Origin of the sequence: Rufibacter ruber (assembly GCF_014138425.1) — a bacterium.
GTDB lineage: Bacteria > Bacteroidota > Bacteroidia > Cytophagales > Hymenobacteraceae > Nibribacter > Nibribacter ruber_C.
The window spans coordinates 225,577-240,112 of the sequence record NZ_JACJIQ010000009.1 but is presented as its reverse complement, the minus strand read 5'-3'; the positions used below and the strand labels follow the sequence as shown (position 1 = coordinate 240,112).

Genomic DNA, 14,536 nt, shown 5'->3' with positions numbered 1-14,536 from the left:
AGTACCTGAAAAAGGAAAAACAACTGCGGATAACTACGCCTAGAAGGCATCCAACCTCTACAATGCGTGCAGGACGCCTTCTAGCCTTGTTCGTTAGGCTACAATTAAATAAATTGAAAAAAATAACGAAGATTGTCGCAACTAACTGGATTCACTTAGTCGGATTCTATATAACGACTTATCTAAGCATATTAATTTTTAAATTATTAGGTGTCCCGCAGTATGAAGGAGGAAGATGGGGACAAGCACTTTTATTAAGTATTGTATCTGTTCCATTCCTATTCCTTACATACGGACTTATGATAATGGCAGGAATTTTCTCTGCCTTAACATTCTTAGATTTGGTTTTATTTAGACTTATTAAAAGTAAGATTAGAACAATCCTTTTAGTGGAATGGATAATAATTGTTCCAATATTTATCTACTGGGCTTTTGAATATGAATACTGGCTTTGGATTACATTAGCATTATCTTTCTTCGTTACTCAATACTTGAGAGATAAAAAAATAAAGAAAATCGTAGCCTAACAACGTGTAAACTTCAGCTTCGGCCGACGGCCTCGCCCGTCGTTTAGCTAAGTCCGTTATGGCCAAGCCAAATAATTAAAAGAATGAAAAATGTATTCAAAATTCTATTCGTATTATTCATTTCGTCTTGTTCCAACTCAACACAAGAGAGTTCGCCTGCTACTTTGGTAGAAGAAGAGCTTGCCTTAAAGCCTGACACTCTGCTAGCCAAGAAGAGCACAGCGGACTCATCACAAAAAGTGGCGGACACCTCTACTGATGAGAATGAATCTGGAGAATGCGTTTTCGACCAGACAACGCAGACGGATGAATTTCTCCAAAATATAAAAGAACTCAACGGCTACAAGTGGGACTATGAAAAGCGGACGGCGACCTTTGTGCTTGAAACTGGTGATACACTTTTGATTTCAAGGGGAGGTTGCAATCATTTCGCCGTATCTGCAGAATTCAGGCTAAGAAACGACAAAACAGACTATACCAAATGGAGTAACGTCTACAAGAAAGTCCTCTGGATTGCCAAAGCACTCGACAAAGAGTTTGACTTCCAAGAACTAAAGAATGACATTGAAGCAAATAAAGTTACAATTGAGAAATATGACCACGCGGATATAGCTTCATTCTCAAGTGAAATACTTGTGGACAGGGACTATTCAATAGTACGTGAGTTGGGGCCAGAGGTAAAGGTCATCACGTTGAGCTACTCAATCGTATAAAAAAGGCCAGGCCATAACAAGGTGTAAACGTCACCCTTCGGCCGACGGCCTCGCGCGTCGTTTACACAAGTACGTTGTGCTAAATAAAATATCTATGACAGATAAATCCAGAGGATATTTGCCCGTTGAACTTCCCTTTTATGATAAATTGAATTGGGATATGAATTTGATTATCTCTTGTTTGGATGTATTTAGAGTTCAATTGCCTATTTGGTTTGAAAATTTCCCAAAATCGGCTGAATACGATTTATTATCTTTTGAAAAGCCACATGGACCACCTTATCCAGTAATTGGCATTTATTGTGAAGATGATAAGGATTTTAAAAGCCTACCGAGTTTTATTGAAATATTTGATAATCTGGAATTAAAGATGACTAAAGAAATGATTGAAGAGGTTATTAATGAATCAAAAATAATCAAATCTATTACTTGGGAGGAATTAAAAAAGATTGGAGTTTATACTGAACCTGTACAATATAAATAATTACTTAGCACAACAACGCCTAAAAAGCATTAAAACGCTTTTTAGCCGCGGCCATCTGAAAAAAATTTAAAACAAAATGAATATGAAAAATATCTATTATTTATCGAATCTACTTCTTTTGACATGGTTCCTCACAGGATGTGAAAAAGAGGAGTTGCCTAAACCTACTCAAAATGGTTCGGGCATAATTGCCTGCAAAGTAAATGGCTAACCATGGATTGCGGAAATCAAAAGTTTATTTGCGAATGGTGAAAAATTCTATGTTAATTATGGGGCTAATAAAAGTCCTAAACGCTTCGTTCTTGGCGCAAGACGCACGACCGATGACCATAATAGCAGAATTGAAATCGCCCTGGAGGATTTAAGGACCACTGGCATTCAACAACTTAATTTTGACACCTATTCTTATCCTGGCAATCTTTCATTCAAGAATTACGGGGGACACAACGATTATAACGATTTCAGGGCTGAAAAAGACTTCCTAACGAATACCAGGCATACGAGGGCTGTCAACATTACGAGATTGGATACGGTGCAAAGGATAGTTTCGGGCACTATTTATTTTACGGCCGAAAACCTATCCGGAACAGGAGAAACAGTTAATGTCACAGATGGTCGTTTTGATGTGAAATACTAAAAAGGAAGAGAGTATTACGCTACTAATCAAAAACCGTGGGAGGTTCTTCAAGATAACATTGGTTATATTAAACTGGGAATCATCAATGAGAAAGAACTTGCTGATGCCCTTCATAGCCTGGTAAGCGCCAAAGCCATCATTATAGATCTGAGAGGTTACCCTAAAGAATTTTATGGTTACCATTTCAGGGACTTTCTGGGAGTGAGGAACGCAGAAACGAATAAAGTATTAAAGCCAGATTTTAGGTTTCCTGGCAAGTATATTTTATCCAACCATACTATTGTTCCTAAAGGGGATCCCAAGTTCACAGGTGAAGTTCTAGTTCTTGTTGACGAATACACGCAAAGCAGGGCCGAATATACTGCCATGTGGCTACAGAATGGATACCATGTAAAAACGGTAGGCAGCCAAACCGCAGGAGCAGGCGGAACGATGGTTCCCCAGGAGTTTGTAGGAGGTTACAAATCCTACTTTACGAGTAGTGCCATCTTCTACCCAGACATGGCCCCGATACAAAGAAAGGGTGTGAAAATCGATATTGAAATTAAACCAACCCTTCAGGGGACGGTTGATGGCAAAGATGAAATACTTGAACGGGCTATTGAATTAGTGACTAAAAATCAATAAATACTGTTGCCAACTACGTGTATACGGTATGTTCGGCCGAGTGCCTCGCCGCCTATTACATAAGTACGGTAGCGGTCATTGAACATATAAATCACTCACATTCAGATCTGTTTTTTTAGTTCCTGGGAATTTCAGAGAATGACAGATCCTTTTGCACTTCCCTTTGCCGCCGAATCCTGCTAAAAAATTTTCCTGCCGGGCAACCACTTCCTCCAAAATAGCATCTTCCAGATGGTAGCCTTCTGCGGTAGCACTAAGCCAGACCAGGTTACGTCCATCTTTTCAAAACAAGAATAACTATCATGACCAAAAGATCCTTCCTGCTGCTGTTTTTCTTAGGAAACATGGCGCTGGCAACTGCCCAGCAAACAAAAATGATAAACGTCCAAGATCATTCGCTTGAAATGGTGCAGGCAGGAACAGGCGCCTACACGGTTATCTTCGAGTCTGGCTTCGGAACGGATTATAAAGTATGGGGGCCCGTGGCTTCCGAAGTCATGCAAACAAACCAGGTCATGCTGTATTCAAGGGCCGGAACGGGTAAGTCTGAACCAAACCCGAAGCCGCAAACCTTGGAGGCAGCATTGCAGGATCTGCGCACCCTCATTGAACAGGCAAAGCTGCAACCACCCTTTATTCTGGTGGGCCACTCATACGGCGCCTTCATCATCCGCGCTTATGCGGCGCAGCATCCGGATGAGGTGAAAGGCCTGGTCTTTGTTGATCCGGCGCAAGAGAAAATGATGCAGGAGCTGAAAAAGGCAGATCCTGCCAAAGCGTTAAAAGACATAGAACTGCAAAACAGCTTTGTGCCCGCCAGGTTTCGGCAGGAAAACGCTTTGATCAACCAGATATTTGACAAAGGCGCGCTGCCTGACTTCGGAAAGCTGCCACAGGTACCGGTTGTGGTGCTCACCTCTGTCCAGCACCGGGCTAACCCGGAGCTGTTTCTGCACGAGCCGAAAGGTGTGGCAATATGGCGAAACCTGCACACCGAATTCTTCAGTCAGTTTACCAACGGTGCACACATTGTAACAGCCAGAAGCGGCCACAACATACACCGCGAAGAGCCCGAGTTAGTAGTTAATGCCATTAGCCAGGTGGTGCAGGCGGCCACCAAGGAAAAGCAGCGACAGGAGCACGAAGCGAAAATGACGACTTTGGAAGCGAACATGATGCAGGCGGCCACTTACCTGAAAACACGAAAAGAGCCAAAGGCAGAAAAAGTGGTTTTTGAGGCGCTAAAGAATTCTGGTTTTAACGAACGCATGATCAACACCATTGCCTACCAGCAGCTCAGCAACCCCAACAACCTGGCTCTGGCCCTGCTGACCTTCAAGTATAACACAATTCAGTATCCGCAATCGGCCAACGCCTTTGACAGCTATGGAGAAGCCTTGCTGAAGCAGGGAAAGCTGAAACAGGCAGAACAGCAGTTTCTAAAAGCCATTGAACTTGCCGCTACAGCAAACGACTCCTCTATACTTAAAAGCAGCCAGAAAAACATAGAGAAAATCAACCAGTTGAAAAAGACCAAATGATTCTGGAGTGGGGCTGCGTAAACCTACGGCACAAAAGGGAAAGAATTGCTTTCCCTTTTGTGCCGTAGCACCAAAACTCAAGCACCTGGAATAAGAGCGCTCTCTCTTTAGCGTTTACAGTACGTAAAAGCTGAACTGAATTTAACCCATAATAAAAAACAATGTCCGCTAACAAAACCTATAAGGTAGCTGCGCCATCTCATGGCCAAACACATTGTGGCAAATTTAAATAGTAGTTTTTAGGTTAGGCAACCAGAAAATTCAGCAGCAAGCGTAGCAGAAGCAACACTAGATCTCAGCAGGAGAAGCAGAAGCCTCATAAGCGGAAGGGACGTTATGTTTGATCCGGAAAAGTCGCAAAATGCGTACAGCCCAACCTACTCCTAGAATGCGTTTTCGGCCTGTTTTCCGGAAAACAGCTCAAAAACAGACAAGAGGATTTAGCTCGAACTCCGGTTTCCTGTTTTTGGCCTACTTTTAGAAAAACAGGCTAAAAACAGAGGAAACTCCAACCCGTACAAAACCCCTAAATCCTGATCAGGCAGGTAGGAGACAGCTGTACGTTTTGACCTCCAGAGAACAAACCCGCATAAAAGGGTCTCATATTCATTTATGATAGTGTTGTCACCTCTGTGAGCGAACAGGGACCGCTAAAAAAGCTCCGCTAAAGTCGGTGGCAAGAATTTATCTTCTAAATTGCACCCTCACCCATACCTGGCAGCCTTACACCAGGCACTTCCGTTACAAGAAAGTGACAAAACCCTAGCAATACTATGCGCGCGCCATTTTCTATTTCGTTAGCTCTCGCGCTAACCCTGCTCATTACCAGCTGTGACAAGAGCCAGAAAGCACCTGAAACCACCAGCACCTCCCCCGCACAAGACCCTGCCGGCGAAATCAACTATGGGGTGGTGAAAACCCTTCCGCATGACACCACCGCCTTTACAGAGGGGCTGCTTTTTCACAACGGCACCCTGTATGAAAGCACAGGGTCTCCGGCCGACCTTCCGCAAACCAGATCGGTCATTGGCGTGGTAAACCAGGAAACCGGGCGGCTACAGGTAAAGACGGAGCTGGATAAGCAAAAGTACTTTGGGGAGGGCATCGTGATCTTGAATGATAAAATCTACCAGCTGACCTATGTGAGCAAGGTAGGCTTTGTATATGACCTGGCCTCATTTAAGAAAGTGGGCGAGTTCTCGTTCCCCAGTGATGAGGGCTGGGGCATGACCACAGACGGAACCCACCTGATCATGAGTGACGGCACTGAGCAGCTCACCTATCTGGACCCTACCACTTTTAAAGTAGTTAAAACAGTAGAAGTTTCTGACCAATACGGTCCGGTTGATGATTTAAACGAGCTGGAATACATCAAAGGCTTTCTTTACGCCAACGTCTACACCACCAATAACATCTTGAAGATAGACCCCGCAACGGGCAGCGTGGTGGGGCAGCTCAACCTCACTTCACTGGCCCAGGACGCCCAAAGACGCCATGCGGGTTCCTTAGAGCTGAACGGCATTGCCTTTGAAGAAGCAAGCGGCAATGTTTACGTGACGGGTAAAATGTGGCCTACCCTCTATGTTCTCAGGTTTAAACTGTAGCAGTAGGGTTTTTCTCTCCCCAGCCTCCCGCTGGCATGCCGTCCACTTGCCCGTGTGGGTAAATCCTGTAGCTTTGCCTTATGGCAACCCAGATTCAAACCTTTTTGATTGATGCGTTTACCAGTCAGCCTTTCAAAGGAAACCCGGCAGGTGTCTGTTTACTTGACTCACCGCTGGAGCCTCCCCTCATGCAGGCCATTGCCGCCGAGTTGAATGCGTCAGAAACTGCCTTTCTGGTGGCAGATGCTTCCCACAGCCACACCTACTCTATCAGGTATTTTACCCCCACGGTAGAAATTGGCTTCTGCGGGCATGCCACAGTGGCCGCAGCCAAACTGGTTCTGGAAAAGCGAAAGTGGCCGCACGTTCAATTCCGCACCGCCCAAGGGTTGGTACTACAGGCAGCTCCGCATGAAAGCGCGGTGCTTCTCCAGTTCCCGCTGTACCTGCCAAAGCCTTATGGACCCGCGCCTGCCCTTTGGGAGGCCCTGGGTCTTCCTGCCCAGCCACAGGTATTTCTGGCGGAGGAGCTGCACATGCTGTTGCTGGAGGTGCCCTCCCTGGAGGATCTCCTGCTGTTGAGGCCAGATTTCACTAAGCTCCGGCAGGCCGTTGAGGGCGTAAAAGGGCTGGCGGTTACCACACAGACCCCAGATACCCCCTTTGATTTTCAATCCAGATGTTTCTGGCCATGGGTGGGCATTGACGAAGACCCCGTCACCGGTTCTGCCCATAGCGCCCTGGCGTCTTACTGGTCGCAACGCTTGCAAAAGAAGGAACTCAAGGCGTACCAATGTTCCAGACGCGGGGGCTCTATGGAGTTACGCATTACCCGTGATAGCACCCTGGAAGTCAAAGCCTTCGCTACCATTGTCTTAGAAGGCACGCTGCACCTGGCATAACTTTCTACCTCTAAAAAGATGGAGATTGTCTCTTTATAGACTCTATTTCTGTTTTCGGCTTAGTTTTCTGAAAACAGACCCAAAACGAACAAACACTGCATTCCCTCCTACACCTAAATGAACAGCAGAAGAAAATTTCTCAGATTATCTGCCCTAAGTGCCACACTGGTGGGGGGCATTTCCCCTTTTCAAAGAATATGGGCAGGTGCTCTGGAAAAGCCAAAGGCAAACAAGCCCATTGTCATTTCTACCTGGGACCATGGCATGCCCGCCAATGAGGCCGCCTGGCAGATCCTCTCCCAAAACGGATCAGCGCTAGACGCAGTAGAAGCCGGGGTGCGCGTGCCAGAGGCAGACCCCAACGTCCGGACGGTGGGCTACGGCGGTTTCCCTGACCGGGAAGGCAAAGTCACCTTAGACGCCTGCATCATGGACAAGGACAGCAACTGTGGCTCGGTGGCATTTCTCCAGCACATCAAACACCCCATCTCAGTGGCGAGAAAAGTCATGGAAGACACCCCGCACGTGATGCTGGTGGGCGAAGGGGCGCTGCAGTTTGCCTTGAGCAAGGGGTTTCCCAAAGAGAATCTCTTAACTCCAGCCTCAGAGAAAGACTGGCAAAATTGGCTCAAGGAGTCAAAATACCGGCCGGTCATCAACATTGAGAACCATGACACCATAGGCCTGCTGGCCCTAGATGCCAATGGCGACCTGGCGGGCGCCTGCACTACCAGCGGGGCGGCCTATAAGATGCACGGCCGCGTAGGCGATTCCCCCATCATTGGCGCGGGGCTGTATGTAGACAATGAAATTGGGGCCGCCACTGCCACCGGCCTGGGCGAAGCGGTGGTGAGAACCGTAGGCAGCCACCTGGTAGTGGAACTGATGCGACAGGGACTGTCGCCGGAGAAAGCGTGTCAGAAGGCGGTGGAGCGCATCATGGTGAAGCAGAAAAATGTGAAAGATCTGCAGGTTGGTTTCATTGCGCTGAATAAACAGGGGGAGTATGGGGGCTATTGTATTCACCGGGGGTTCAACTATGCTGTTAAAGACCACCGCACCAGCCAACTGATTGACTCTAAATTCAAGATGTAGCCATGGCCCCTCCTACTCCCCCCCCTATGCTGGAAGTCTGCGTGGACTCGGTTGCCTCTGCCGTCACCGCGCAGGCCGCCGGAGCACACCGGGTAGAGCTGTGCGATAATCTGGTGGAGGGCGGCACCACGCCCAGCGCTGGCATGATCAAAGCCTGTCGCGCCCACCTCACCATCCCGCTGCACGTTCTCATTCGGCCCCGCCGGGGCGATTTCCTTTACTCAGACCTGGAATATGACGTGATGCGGCAGGACATTGAGGTGGCCAGGCAGTTGGGGGCCGACGGGGTGGTGACGGGCATTCTGTTACCAGACGGCTACATTGACAAAGCCAGAACGCACGCGTTGGTCCAGAAGGCCCGCCCCATGAGCGTGACCTTTCACCGCGCCTTTGACCTTACCCCTGATCCTCTCCACGCCCTGGCTGATCTGCTGGAGTTAGAGGTAGACCGGCTCCTGACCTCCGGGCAGCGGCCTACGGCAGCAGATGGGGCAGAATTGATCAGACAGTTACGGGTGGCGGCCAGGGGAAAAATGGCCATCATGCCTGGCGGCGGAATCAATGAGGAAAATATCACGGCGCTGATCAAGGCAACGGGTGCCAGTGAATTTCACGCTTCGGCCCGGCAGCTGGTGGCGTCTGGAATGGAGTTTAAAAGGGAGACGGTGCCCATGGGCGGCACGTTGTTGCCAACAGAATACGCGTTTATGGCCGCCTCTGGCCACAGAATTCAGACGCTGCTCCGGCTGGCCCAGAGTCAGGAGCCGGTAGAATGACGTGGTTTGGCAATCTCTGTTTTCGGCCTGTTTTTTAAAAACAGGCCAAAAACATCCTGATGTGCCTTTCCCGCGTATGCCACGGAAATATTCACGAACTTCAACCGTTCATATCTACAGAAAAAACGAAGAACATGCCCAAGATCCTGATCATAGATGACGAGCGCAGCATTCGCTACACCTTGAAAGAAATTCTTGAATACGAGAGCTACACCGTTGATGAGGCCGAAGACGGGGAACGCGGCCTGGACTTGCTCCAGAAGTCAAAGTATGATGTGGTTCTCTGTGACATCAAGATGCCCAAGGTAGACGGGATGGAGGTGCTGGAGAAAGCCGCCGTGCTGGCGCCAGACACGCCCTTTATCATGATTTCGGCCCACGGCACCATTGACACCGCCGTGGAGGCTACCAAAATGGGGGCCTATGATTTTCTGGTAAAACCACCCGACCTGAACCGGCTGTTGGTCTCTGTGCGCAACGCCTTAGACAAGGCTACGCTGGTTACTGAAACCAAAACCCTCAAGAAGAAGATTTCAAAGACCTACGAGATGGTGGGCTCCTCCCCTGCCCTTGGCAAAGTGAAATCTACCATTGAGAAAGTAGCCCCCACTGATGCACGGGTGCTGGTAACCGGACCCAACGGAGCCGGCAAGGAACTGGTGGCCCGGGCCCTGCACGAGCAAAGCAACCGCGCCCAGGGCCCCATGGTAGAAGTCAACTGCGCCGCCATTCCCAGTGAATTAATTGAAAGTGAGCTTTTTGGCCATGAGAAAGGCTCGTTCACCTCTGCCGTAAAACAGCGCATTGGCAAGTTTGAACAAGCCAACGGCGGCACCCTCTTTTTGGACGAGATTGGCGACATGAGCCTATCGGCGCAAGCCAAGGTGCTGCGGGCGTTGCAGGAGCATAAAATTACGCGCGTAGGCGGCGACAAGGATATCTCAGTAGATGTGCGCGTAGTGGCCGCCACCAACAAAAACCTGCTGGAGGAGATTGAAGCTAAAAATTTCAGGGAAGACCTGTACCACCGCCTGAGCGTGATTCTGATCCATGTCCCCCCTTTGAACGAACGCCGCGAAGACATTCCTGACCTTGTCCACAAGTTTCTTCAGGACGTGGCGCGCGACTACGGCAACAAACCCAAAACCATCACCCCAGAGGCGCTGACGTATCTGCAGGGGCTGGATTGGCGCGGGAACGTGCGGGAACTGAGAAACGTAGTAGAACGGCTGGTGATCATGAGCGATGACACCATCACAGAGGAAGACGCCAGGCAATTTGCCAAATAATATCTGCTAGTTTAACAGGACAGCCTCCTTTGTTACAGGGGAGGCTTTCCTGTTTTCGGGCTGTTTTCTGAAAAACAGCCCGAAAACAGGATTCTCTACCCTACCAATAGATTACAGCCTCTGATATCAGAATTATCAAAACGGCCTAACACCTCAAAAGTGCCGTTCTCATGTAGCTTGCCCAGGTCTTTGGTCTCAATGAAGGCACACGAGTCAACGTTGGCCAGATCTATCACATTGATTCCGCCTGAACCTGGGCCAGTAGTCACCGCAAATGGATCGTTGACATCTCTCACCAGTACTTTCAAGGTTCTGGAGGGATTAAACAGCCCGTGGCCTTTGGAATAGGCCTGGGAGAGCAGTTCGGTCATGCCGTACTCAGAATGAATCTCCCCCACCCCATAAGCCCTTGTCAACTGTTGGTGCAGTTCTTCCCGTACCATTTCACGGCGGCGGCCTTTCATTCCACCCGTCTCAAACACAGTGACATTGGAGAACTCACCGGGCTCCAGTTGGTCAGCAAGATCTAACAGGGCATAGGTCACCCCAAACAGATAAACGTTCTTCCCTGCCCTTCGGGCTCCGGCCACCGCCCCTCTCAGAGCGGTATGGTTGTCTAAATAGAAACCTTCCTCCTGCTGGCCCGTGGCCTGAATAAAATGGTCTACCATCATCACCAATGACGAGTTGCCCTGTTCCAGGTAAGACGGTAGCAGCCCCAGCACCACACAGCCGGCCAGCGGGCCAAAGCTGTCTTCAAACAAAAGCTGCGCATGGTGTTTATAAAAGGCGGTTTCAGCCACCAGATGCTGGCTGCGCTGCTGTAGCGTGGTACCGCTGCTCAAGAAGATCGTTTCTGGCTGAAAGAAATGGGAGACCACCTGATGCGTTTTGAAGAACTCTATGGGTAGAAACGGAATCTGCTCCAGGCTCCCTACTTTTTCCGGATTGGTTCTCAGGTAAGAAAGATAGTCTCTGTAGACGGGGTTTTGGCCAGCCTGAAACCGGAAAAGCAGCAAGGCGGCTTCTTCAAAAGCATGCGCATCTAAAGTGGAAAGGCTATTTTTGAAGTCAGATATAAAAGACATGTAGTCTGAGCGCATAATTCTACAACAAAGTAAACACCTGAGCGTTATGATTCGTAACTTAGGTGCTATTTCTTACACCATGAAACGTCAGAAAACTTTCCTGCCATTTGCAATGGCTTTTGCCATTGGGCTCTCCTCTTGTGTGAAAGACCCGGACTTTCCTATGGAGCCAAGTCTTTCCTTTAGGGAAGTGGAGCAATCTACTGTGACCAATAACCCTTCAGTGGGGGTATATGAGAAATTGATACTGGTACTCAGGTTTCAGGATGGAGATGGTAATTTGGGATTGTCACCTAACAGGGAAAAATATCCCGGTGATTTTAAAGGGCCATTCGCTGATAATCAGAAATACCACTATAACTGGTTTGCAACCACTTATAAAAAAGTGAACGGTAAATATGAGGTTCTTAAGATATCCAACACTCCCCTTGTCTATAATGGTCGTTTCCCAAGAATCGATTCTGAAGATCGTCAGGAGCCGTTAGAAGGAGATATCCGGTACACCATTGAAATAAACAAAAAATCAACCGGCTCGTTTATCCAAAGAGGTGATACTATTCGGTTTGATGTATTCATAGTGGACCGGGCCTTGAATGAGAGCAATACAGTGTCTACGTCAGATATAGTCATCAACTATTAGGAGAGAGAAGGCTCTTTAATCCTGTTTCCACTAAAAAGGGCTGCTCTACAAGCAGCCCTTTTTAGTGGAAACAGGATTACTTTTTCTGTTAGTAGATACTAGGGAAGTTTTCAGGGTCTGCCTCGTTCATGATGCCATACACCACCTCAAACACATCTTCTGCGTTTGGTTTAGAGAAATAGTCGCCATCTGTGGAGTAGGAAGGGCGGTGGTCATGGGCAGAAAGCGCCGTGGGTTTTGCGTCCAGCCAGCGCCAGGCCTCCTGCTCATCTATTACTTTTTGCATCATAAACCCGGTGGTACCGCCAGAGACATCCTCATCTGTGAACAATACCCGGTTTGTTTTCCTGATAGAATCACTGATCATGTGCTCAAGGTCAAATGGAAGCAGCGTCTGCACGTCAATCACCTCAGCAGAGATACCTACCGCCTGCAGTTGTTCGGCCGCATCTAAAACAATTCGGCACATAGAGCCATAGGTCACAATGGTAATGTCTGTCCCTTTGCGCAGGATTTCAGGCATCCCCAGCGGAACCGTGAACTCTCCCACGTTGGCAGGCAGCTTCTCTTTTAAACGGTAGCCATTCAGGCACTCCACTACCAGCGCCGGTTCATCTGCCTGCAACAGGGTGTTGTAGAACCCGGCTGCCTGGGTCATGTTACGGGGCACCAGCACGTGCATGCCCCTGAGGCTGTGCAGGATCATCCCCATGGGGGAGCCTGAATGCCATACGCCTTCTAAACGGTGACCGCGGGTACGCACAATGACCGGAGCCTTCTGACCGCCTTTGGTACGGTACTGGAGGCTGGCCAGGTCATCACTCAGGATCTGGATGGCGTATAGCAGATAGTCCAGGTACTGGATCTCGGCAATGGGTTTTAAACCGCGCAGCGCTGCGCCTATGCCCTGCCCCACTATAGTGCATTCCCTGATACCGGCATCTGTAACCCGTAGCTCGCCGTACTTTTCCTGCAGCCCGGCAAACGCCTGGTTCACATCCCCAATCTTGCCCACGTCTTCGCCTATGGCAAATAAGCGGGGCTCCCGGGCCAGGGCAGCGTCAAAGCAGGCTTGCAGCACCTCTCTCCCATCTACCAGGGGACTATCCTCCAGGTATTGGGGCTTCACCTCCTCTACCAGCAGGGCAGATTCATCTGATTGACTGTACAGGTAAGAATTATACCGTTCAGCGTTCTCCCCCTGTACCGTCTCTAACCATTTCAACAGGTCCCTTTTGGCGGCACTCTTCTCCCGCCGCACAAACCGTAAGGCTCTCCGGGCTGCCCTGATGGCATCAGAGCGCAGCGGGTTGAGCGTTTTATTCAGTTCTTCCCTAATAGAGAGAATTTCTGAGGCGTTCTCATTCAAAGACTCGGCCAGCTTCTCCAACAGCACAAGGCATTGGCTATGATCTTCTTGAATGCCTGCATTGAAAGAACTCCAGGCATTGGCGCGGGCTATCCGGACCGCCTCTTTTGCCTCAGCCTCTATTTGGTTCAGCTCCTCATGGGTGGCATACTGGTTCTCTATCAGCCAGCGCCGCATCTGTTTGATACAGTCATACTCCTCTTCCCAGGCCAGTCGCTCCTTTGTTTTGTAACGTTCATGAGAGCCGGAGGTAGAGTGGCCCTGCGGCTGCGTCATCTCTTCCACGTGAATAAGCACCGGCACGTGCTGTTCCCGGCAAACCTGAGTAGCCTGCTGATACACCTCACAGAGACTGTAGTAATCCCAGCCTTTCACTTTAAAGATCTCATACCCTTGTTCCCCCGGCGCATTGCGTTGAAAACCGGCTAAGATTTCTGATATACTTTCCTTGGTGGTCTGGTATTTGGCCGGAACCGAGATGCCGTACCCGTCATCCCAGACAGAGACAAGCATGGGCACCTGCAGCACCCCGCCGGCATTGATGGTTTCAAAAAAAACCCCCTCAGAGGTAGAGGCATTGCCAATGGTGCCAAAGGCAATCTCATTCCCGTCTATTGAAAAGTCTTTGAACTGGTGAAGTTCCGGGTTCTGGCGGTAAAGCTTAGAGGCATAGGCCAAGCCCAGCAGACGGGGCATTTGTGCCCCGGTGGGGGAAATATCTGCACTTGAGTTTTTGGCGGAAGTTTGCGGCTTCCATTTTCCTTCATCATCTAAGAGGCGGGTGCCAAAATGGCCCGTCATGCTGCGGCCGGCCGTAGAAGGCTCCTGCTCTACATCTGTATGGGCGTACAGCTGCGCAAAAAACTGCTGAACTGTCAACTCCCCAATGGCCAGCATAAACGTCTGGTCCCGGTAGTACCCAGAGCGGAAGTCCCCGTTGCGGAAAAACTTGGCCATTGCCAGCTGTGCCACCTCTTTGCCGTCTCCAAAGATCCCGAACTTGGCCTTGCCCATGAACACTTCCTTACGGCCAGTCAAGCTAGCCTGTCTACTTTCGCAGGCAATGCGGTAGTCCTGCAACATCTCTTCTTTGGTGAGCGAAAGCTGATTCGTCCGTTCAACGGTTTGCATGCGGTATAGGATAAGGTCCGAAAAGGATTTTTAAAGTCAAAACTACATAGATTTTAGCCCAATTTCAAATTCACCAGCGCGGGCTAGTCTATGTCCCCACATTAATACTGGAA

14 protein-coding genes are annotated in these 14,536 nt (G+C 49.1%); 12 read left to right on the top strand and 2 right to left on the bottom strand.

Translation table 11 applies throughout. The features are described from left to right. The 11 genes from FHS90_RS12620 to FHS90_RS12575 all read left to right on the top strand — a co-directional run. The coding region (locus FHS90_RS12620) for a hypothetical protein (protein ID WP_182513308.1) at window positions 1-527 on the top strand (527 nt) is incomplete at its 5' end. A gap of 83 nt (window positions 528-610) precedes the next feature. Next, on the top strand, window positions 611-1,240 hold the full coding sequence (locus FHS90_RS12615; RefSeq protein WP_182513307.1) for a hypothetical protein: 630 nt from the start codon (window positions 611-613) through the stop codon (window positions 1,238-1,240). A 94-nt stretch (window positions 1,241-1,334) separates the two neighbouring features. Then, window positions 1,335-1,724, top strand: coding sequence for a hypothetical protein (locus tag FHS90_RS12610; RefSeq protein ID WP_182513306.1), 390 nt, complete (start codon window positions 1,335-1,337; stop codon window positions 1,722-1,724). Between the two features lie 217 nt (window positions 1,725-1,941). Further along, window positions 1,942-2,361, top strand: a complete 420-nt coding sequence (locus tag FHS90_RS22920; RefSeq protein ID WP_484592917.1) for a Riean_0653 family protein — start codon at window positions 1,942-1,944, stop codon at window positions 2,359-2,361. A gap of 201 nt (window positions 2,362-2,562) precedes the next feature. After that, window positions 2,563-2,988 (top strand): S41 family peptidase, encoded by a 426-nt coding sequence (locus tag FHS90_RS12605; protein WP_182513305.1) that lies wholly within the window; start codon window positions 2,563-2,565, stop codon window positions 2,986-2,988. 302 nt (window positions 2,989-3,290) lie between these two features. Continuing rightward, window positions 3,291-4,529 carry an alpha/beta fold hydrolase gene (locus tag FHS90_RS12600; RefSeq protein WP_182513304.1) on the top strand — a complete coding sequence of 413 codons (1,239 nt, stop codon included), beginning with the start codon at window positions 3,291-3,293 and terminating at the stop codon, window positions 4,527-4,529. A gap of 773 nt (window positions 4,530-5,302) precedes the next feature. Beyond that, window positions 5,303-6,133 carry a glutaminyl-peptide cyclotransferase gene (locus FHS90_RS12595; RefSeq protein WP_182513303.1) on the top strand — a complete coding sequence of 277 codons (831 nt, stop codon included), beginning with the start codon at window positions 5,303-5,305 and terminating at the stop codon, window positions 6,131-6,133. 80 nt (window positions 6,134-6,213) lie between these two features. Further along, window positions 6,214-7,035, top strand: a complete 822-nt coding sequence (locus FHS90_RS12590) for a PhzF family protein (protein WP_182513302.1) — start codon at window positions 6,214-6,216, stop codon at window positions 7,033-7,035. A 117-nt stretch (window positions 7,036-7,152) separates the two neighbouring features. Beyond that, window positions 7,153-8,130, top strand: coding sequence for an isoaspartyl peptidase/L-asparaginase family protein (locus FHS90_RS12585; RefSeq protein ID WP_182513301.1), 978 nt, complete (start codon window positions 7,153-7,155; stop codon window positions 8,128-8,130). A 2-nt stretch (window positions 8,131-8,132) separates the two neighbouring features. Next, window positions 8,133-8,906 carry a copper homeostasis protein CutC gene (locus FHS90_RS12580; protein ID WP_246386973.1) on the top strand — a complete coding sequence of 258 codons (774 nt, stop codon included), beginning with the start codon at window positions 8,133-8,135 and terminating at the stop codon, window positions 8,904-8,906. Between the two features lie 134 nt (window positions 8,907-9,040). Next, on the top strand, window positions 9,041-10,195 hold the full coding sequence (locus FHS90_RS12575) for a sigma-54-dependent transcriptional regulator (protein WP_066831927.1): 1,155 nt from the start codon (window positions 9,041-9,043) through the stop codon (window positions 10,193-10,195). A 95-nt stretch (window positions 10,196-10,290) separates the two neighbouring features. On the opposite strand, the gene FHS90_RS12570 is transcribed toward FHS90_RS12575, so the two are convergent. Beyond that, window positions 10,291-11,283, bottom strand: a complete 993-nt coding sequence (locus FHS90_RS12570) for an acyl-CoA synthetase family protein (RefSeq protein ID WP_182513300.1) — start codon at window positions 11,281-11,283, stop codon at window positions 10,291-10,293. 46 nt (window positions 11,284-11,329) lie between these two features. Here FHS90_RS12570 and FHS90_RS12565 point away from each other — a divergent pair, with 46 nt between their 5' ends. Next, a complete protein-coding gene (locus FHS90_RS12565) occupies window positions 11,330-11,923 on the top strand; it encodes a hypothetical protein (protein ID WP_066831923.1) in 594 nt (197 codons plus the stop codon). A gap of 88 nt (window positions 11,924-12,011) precedes the next feature. Here the strand turns inward: FHS90_RS12565 and FHS90_RS12560 are convergent, their stop codons facing one another. Then, entirely contained in the window at window positions 12,012-14,423 is a 2,412-nt protein-coding gene (locus FHS90_RS12560) for an alpha-ketoacid dehydrogenase subunit alpha/beta (protein ID WP_182513299.1), read from the bottom strand. Window positions 14,424-14,536: the final 113 nt, after the last annotated feature.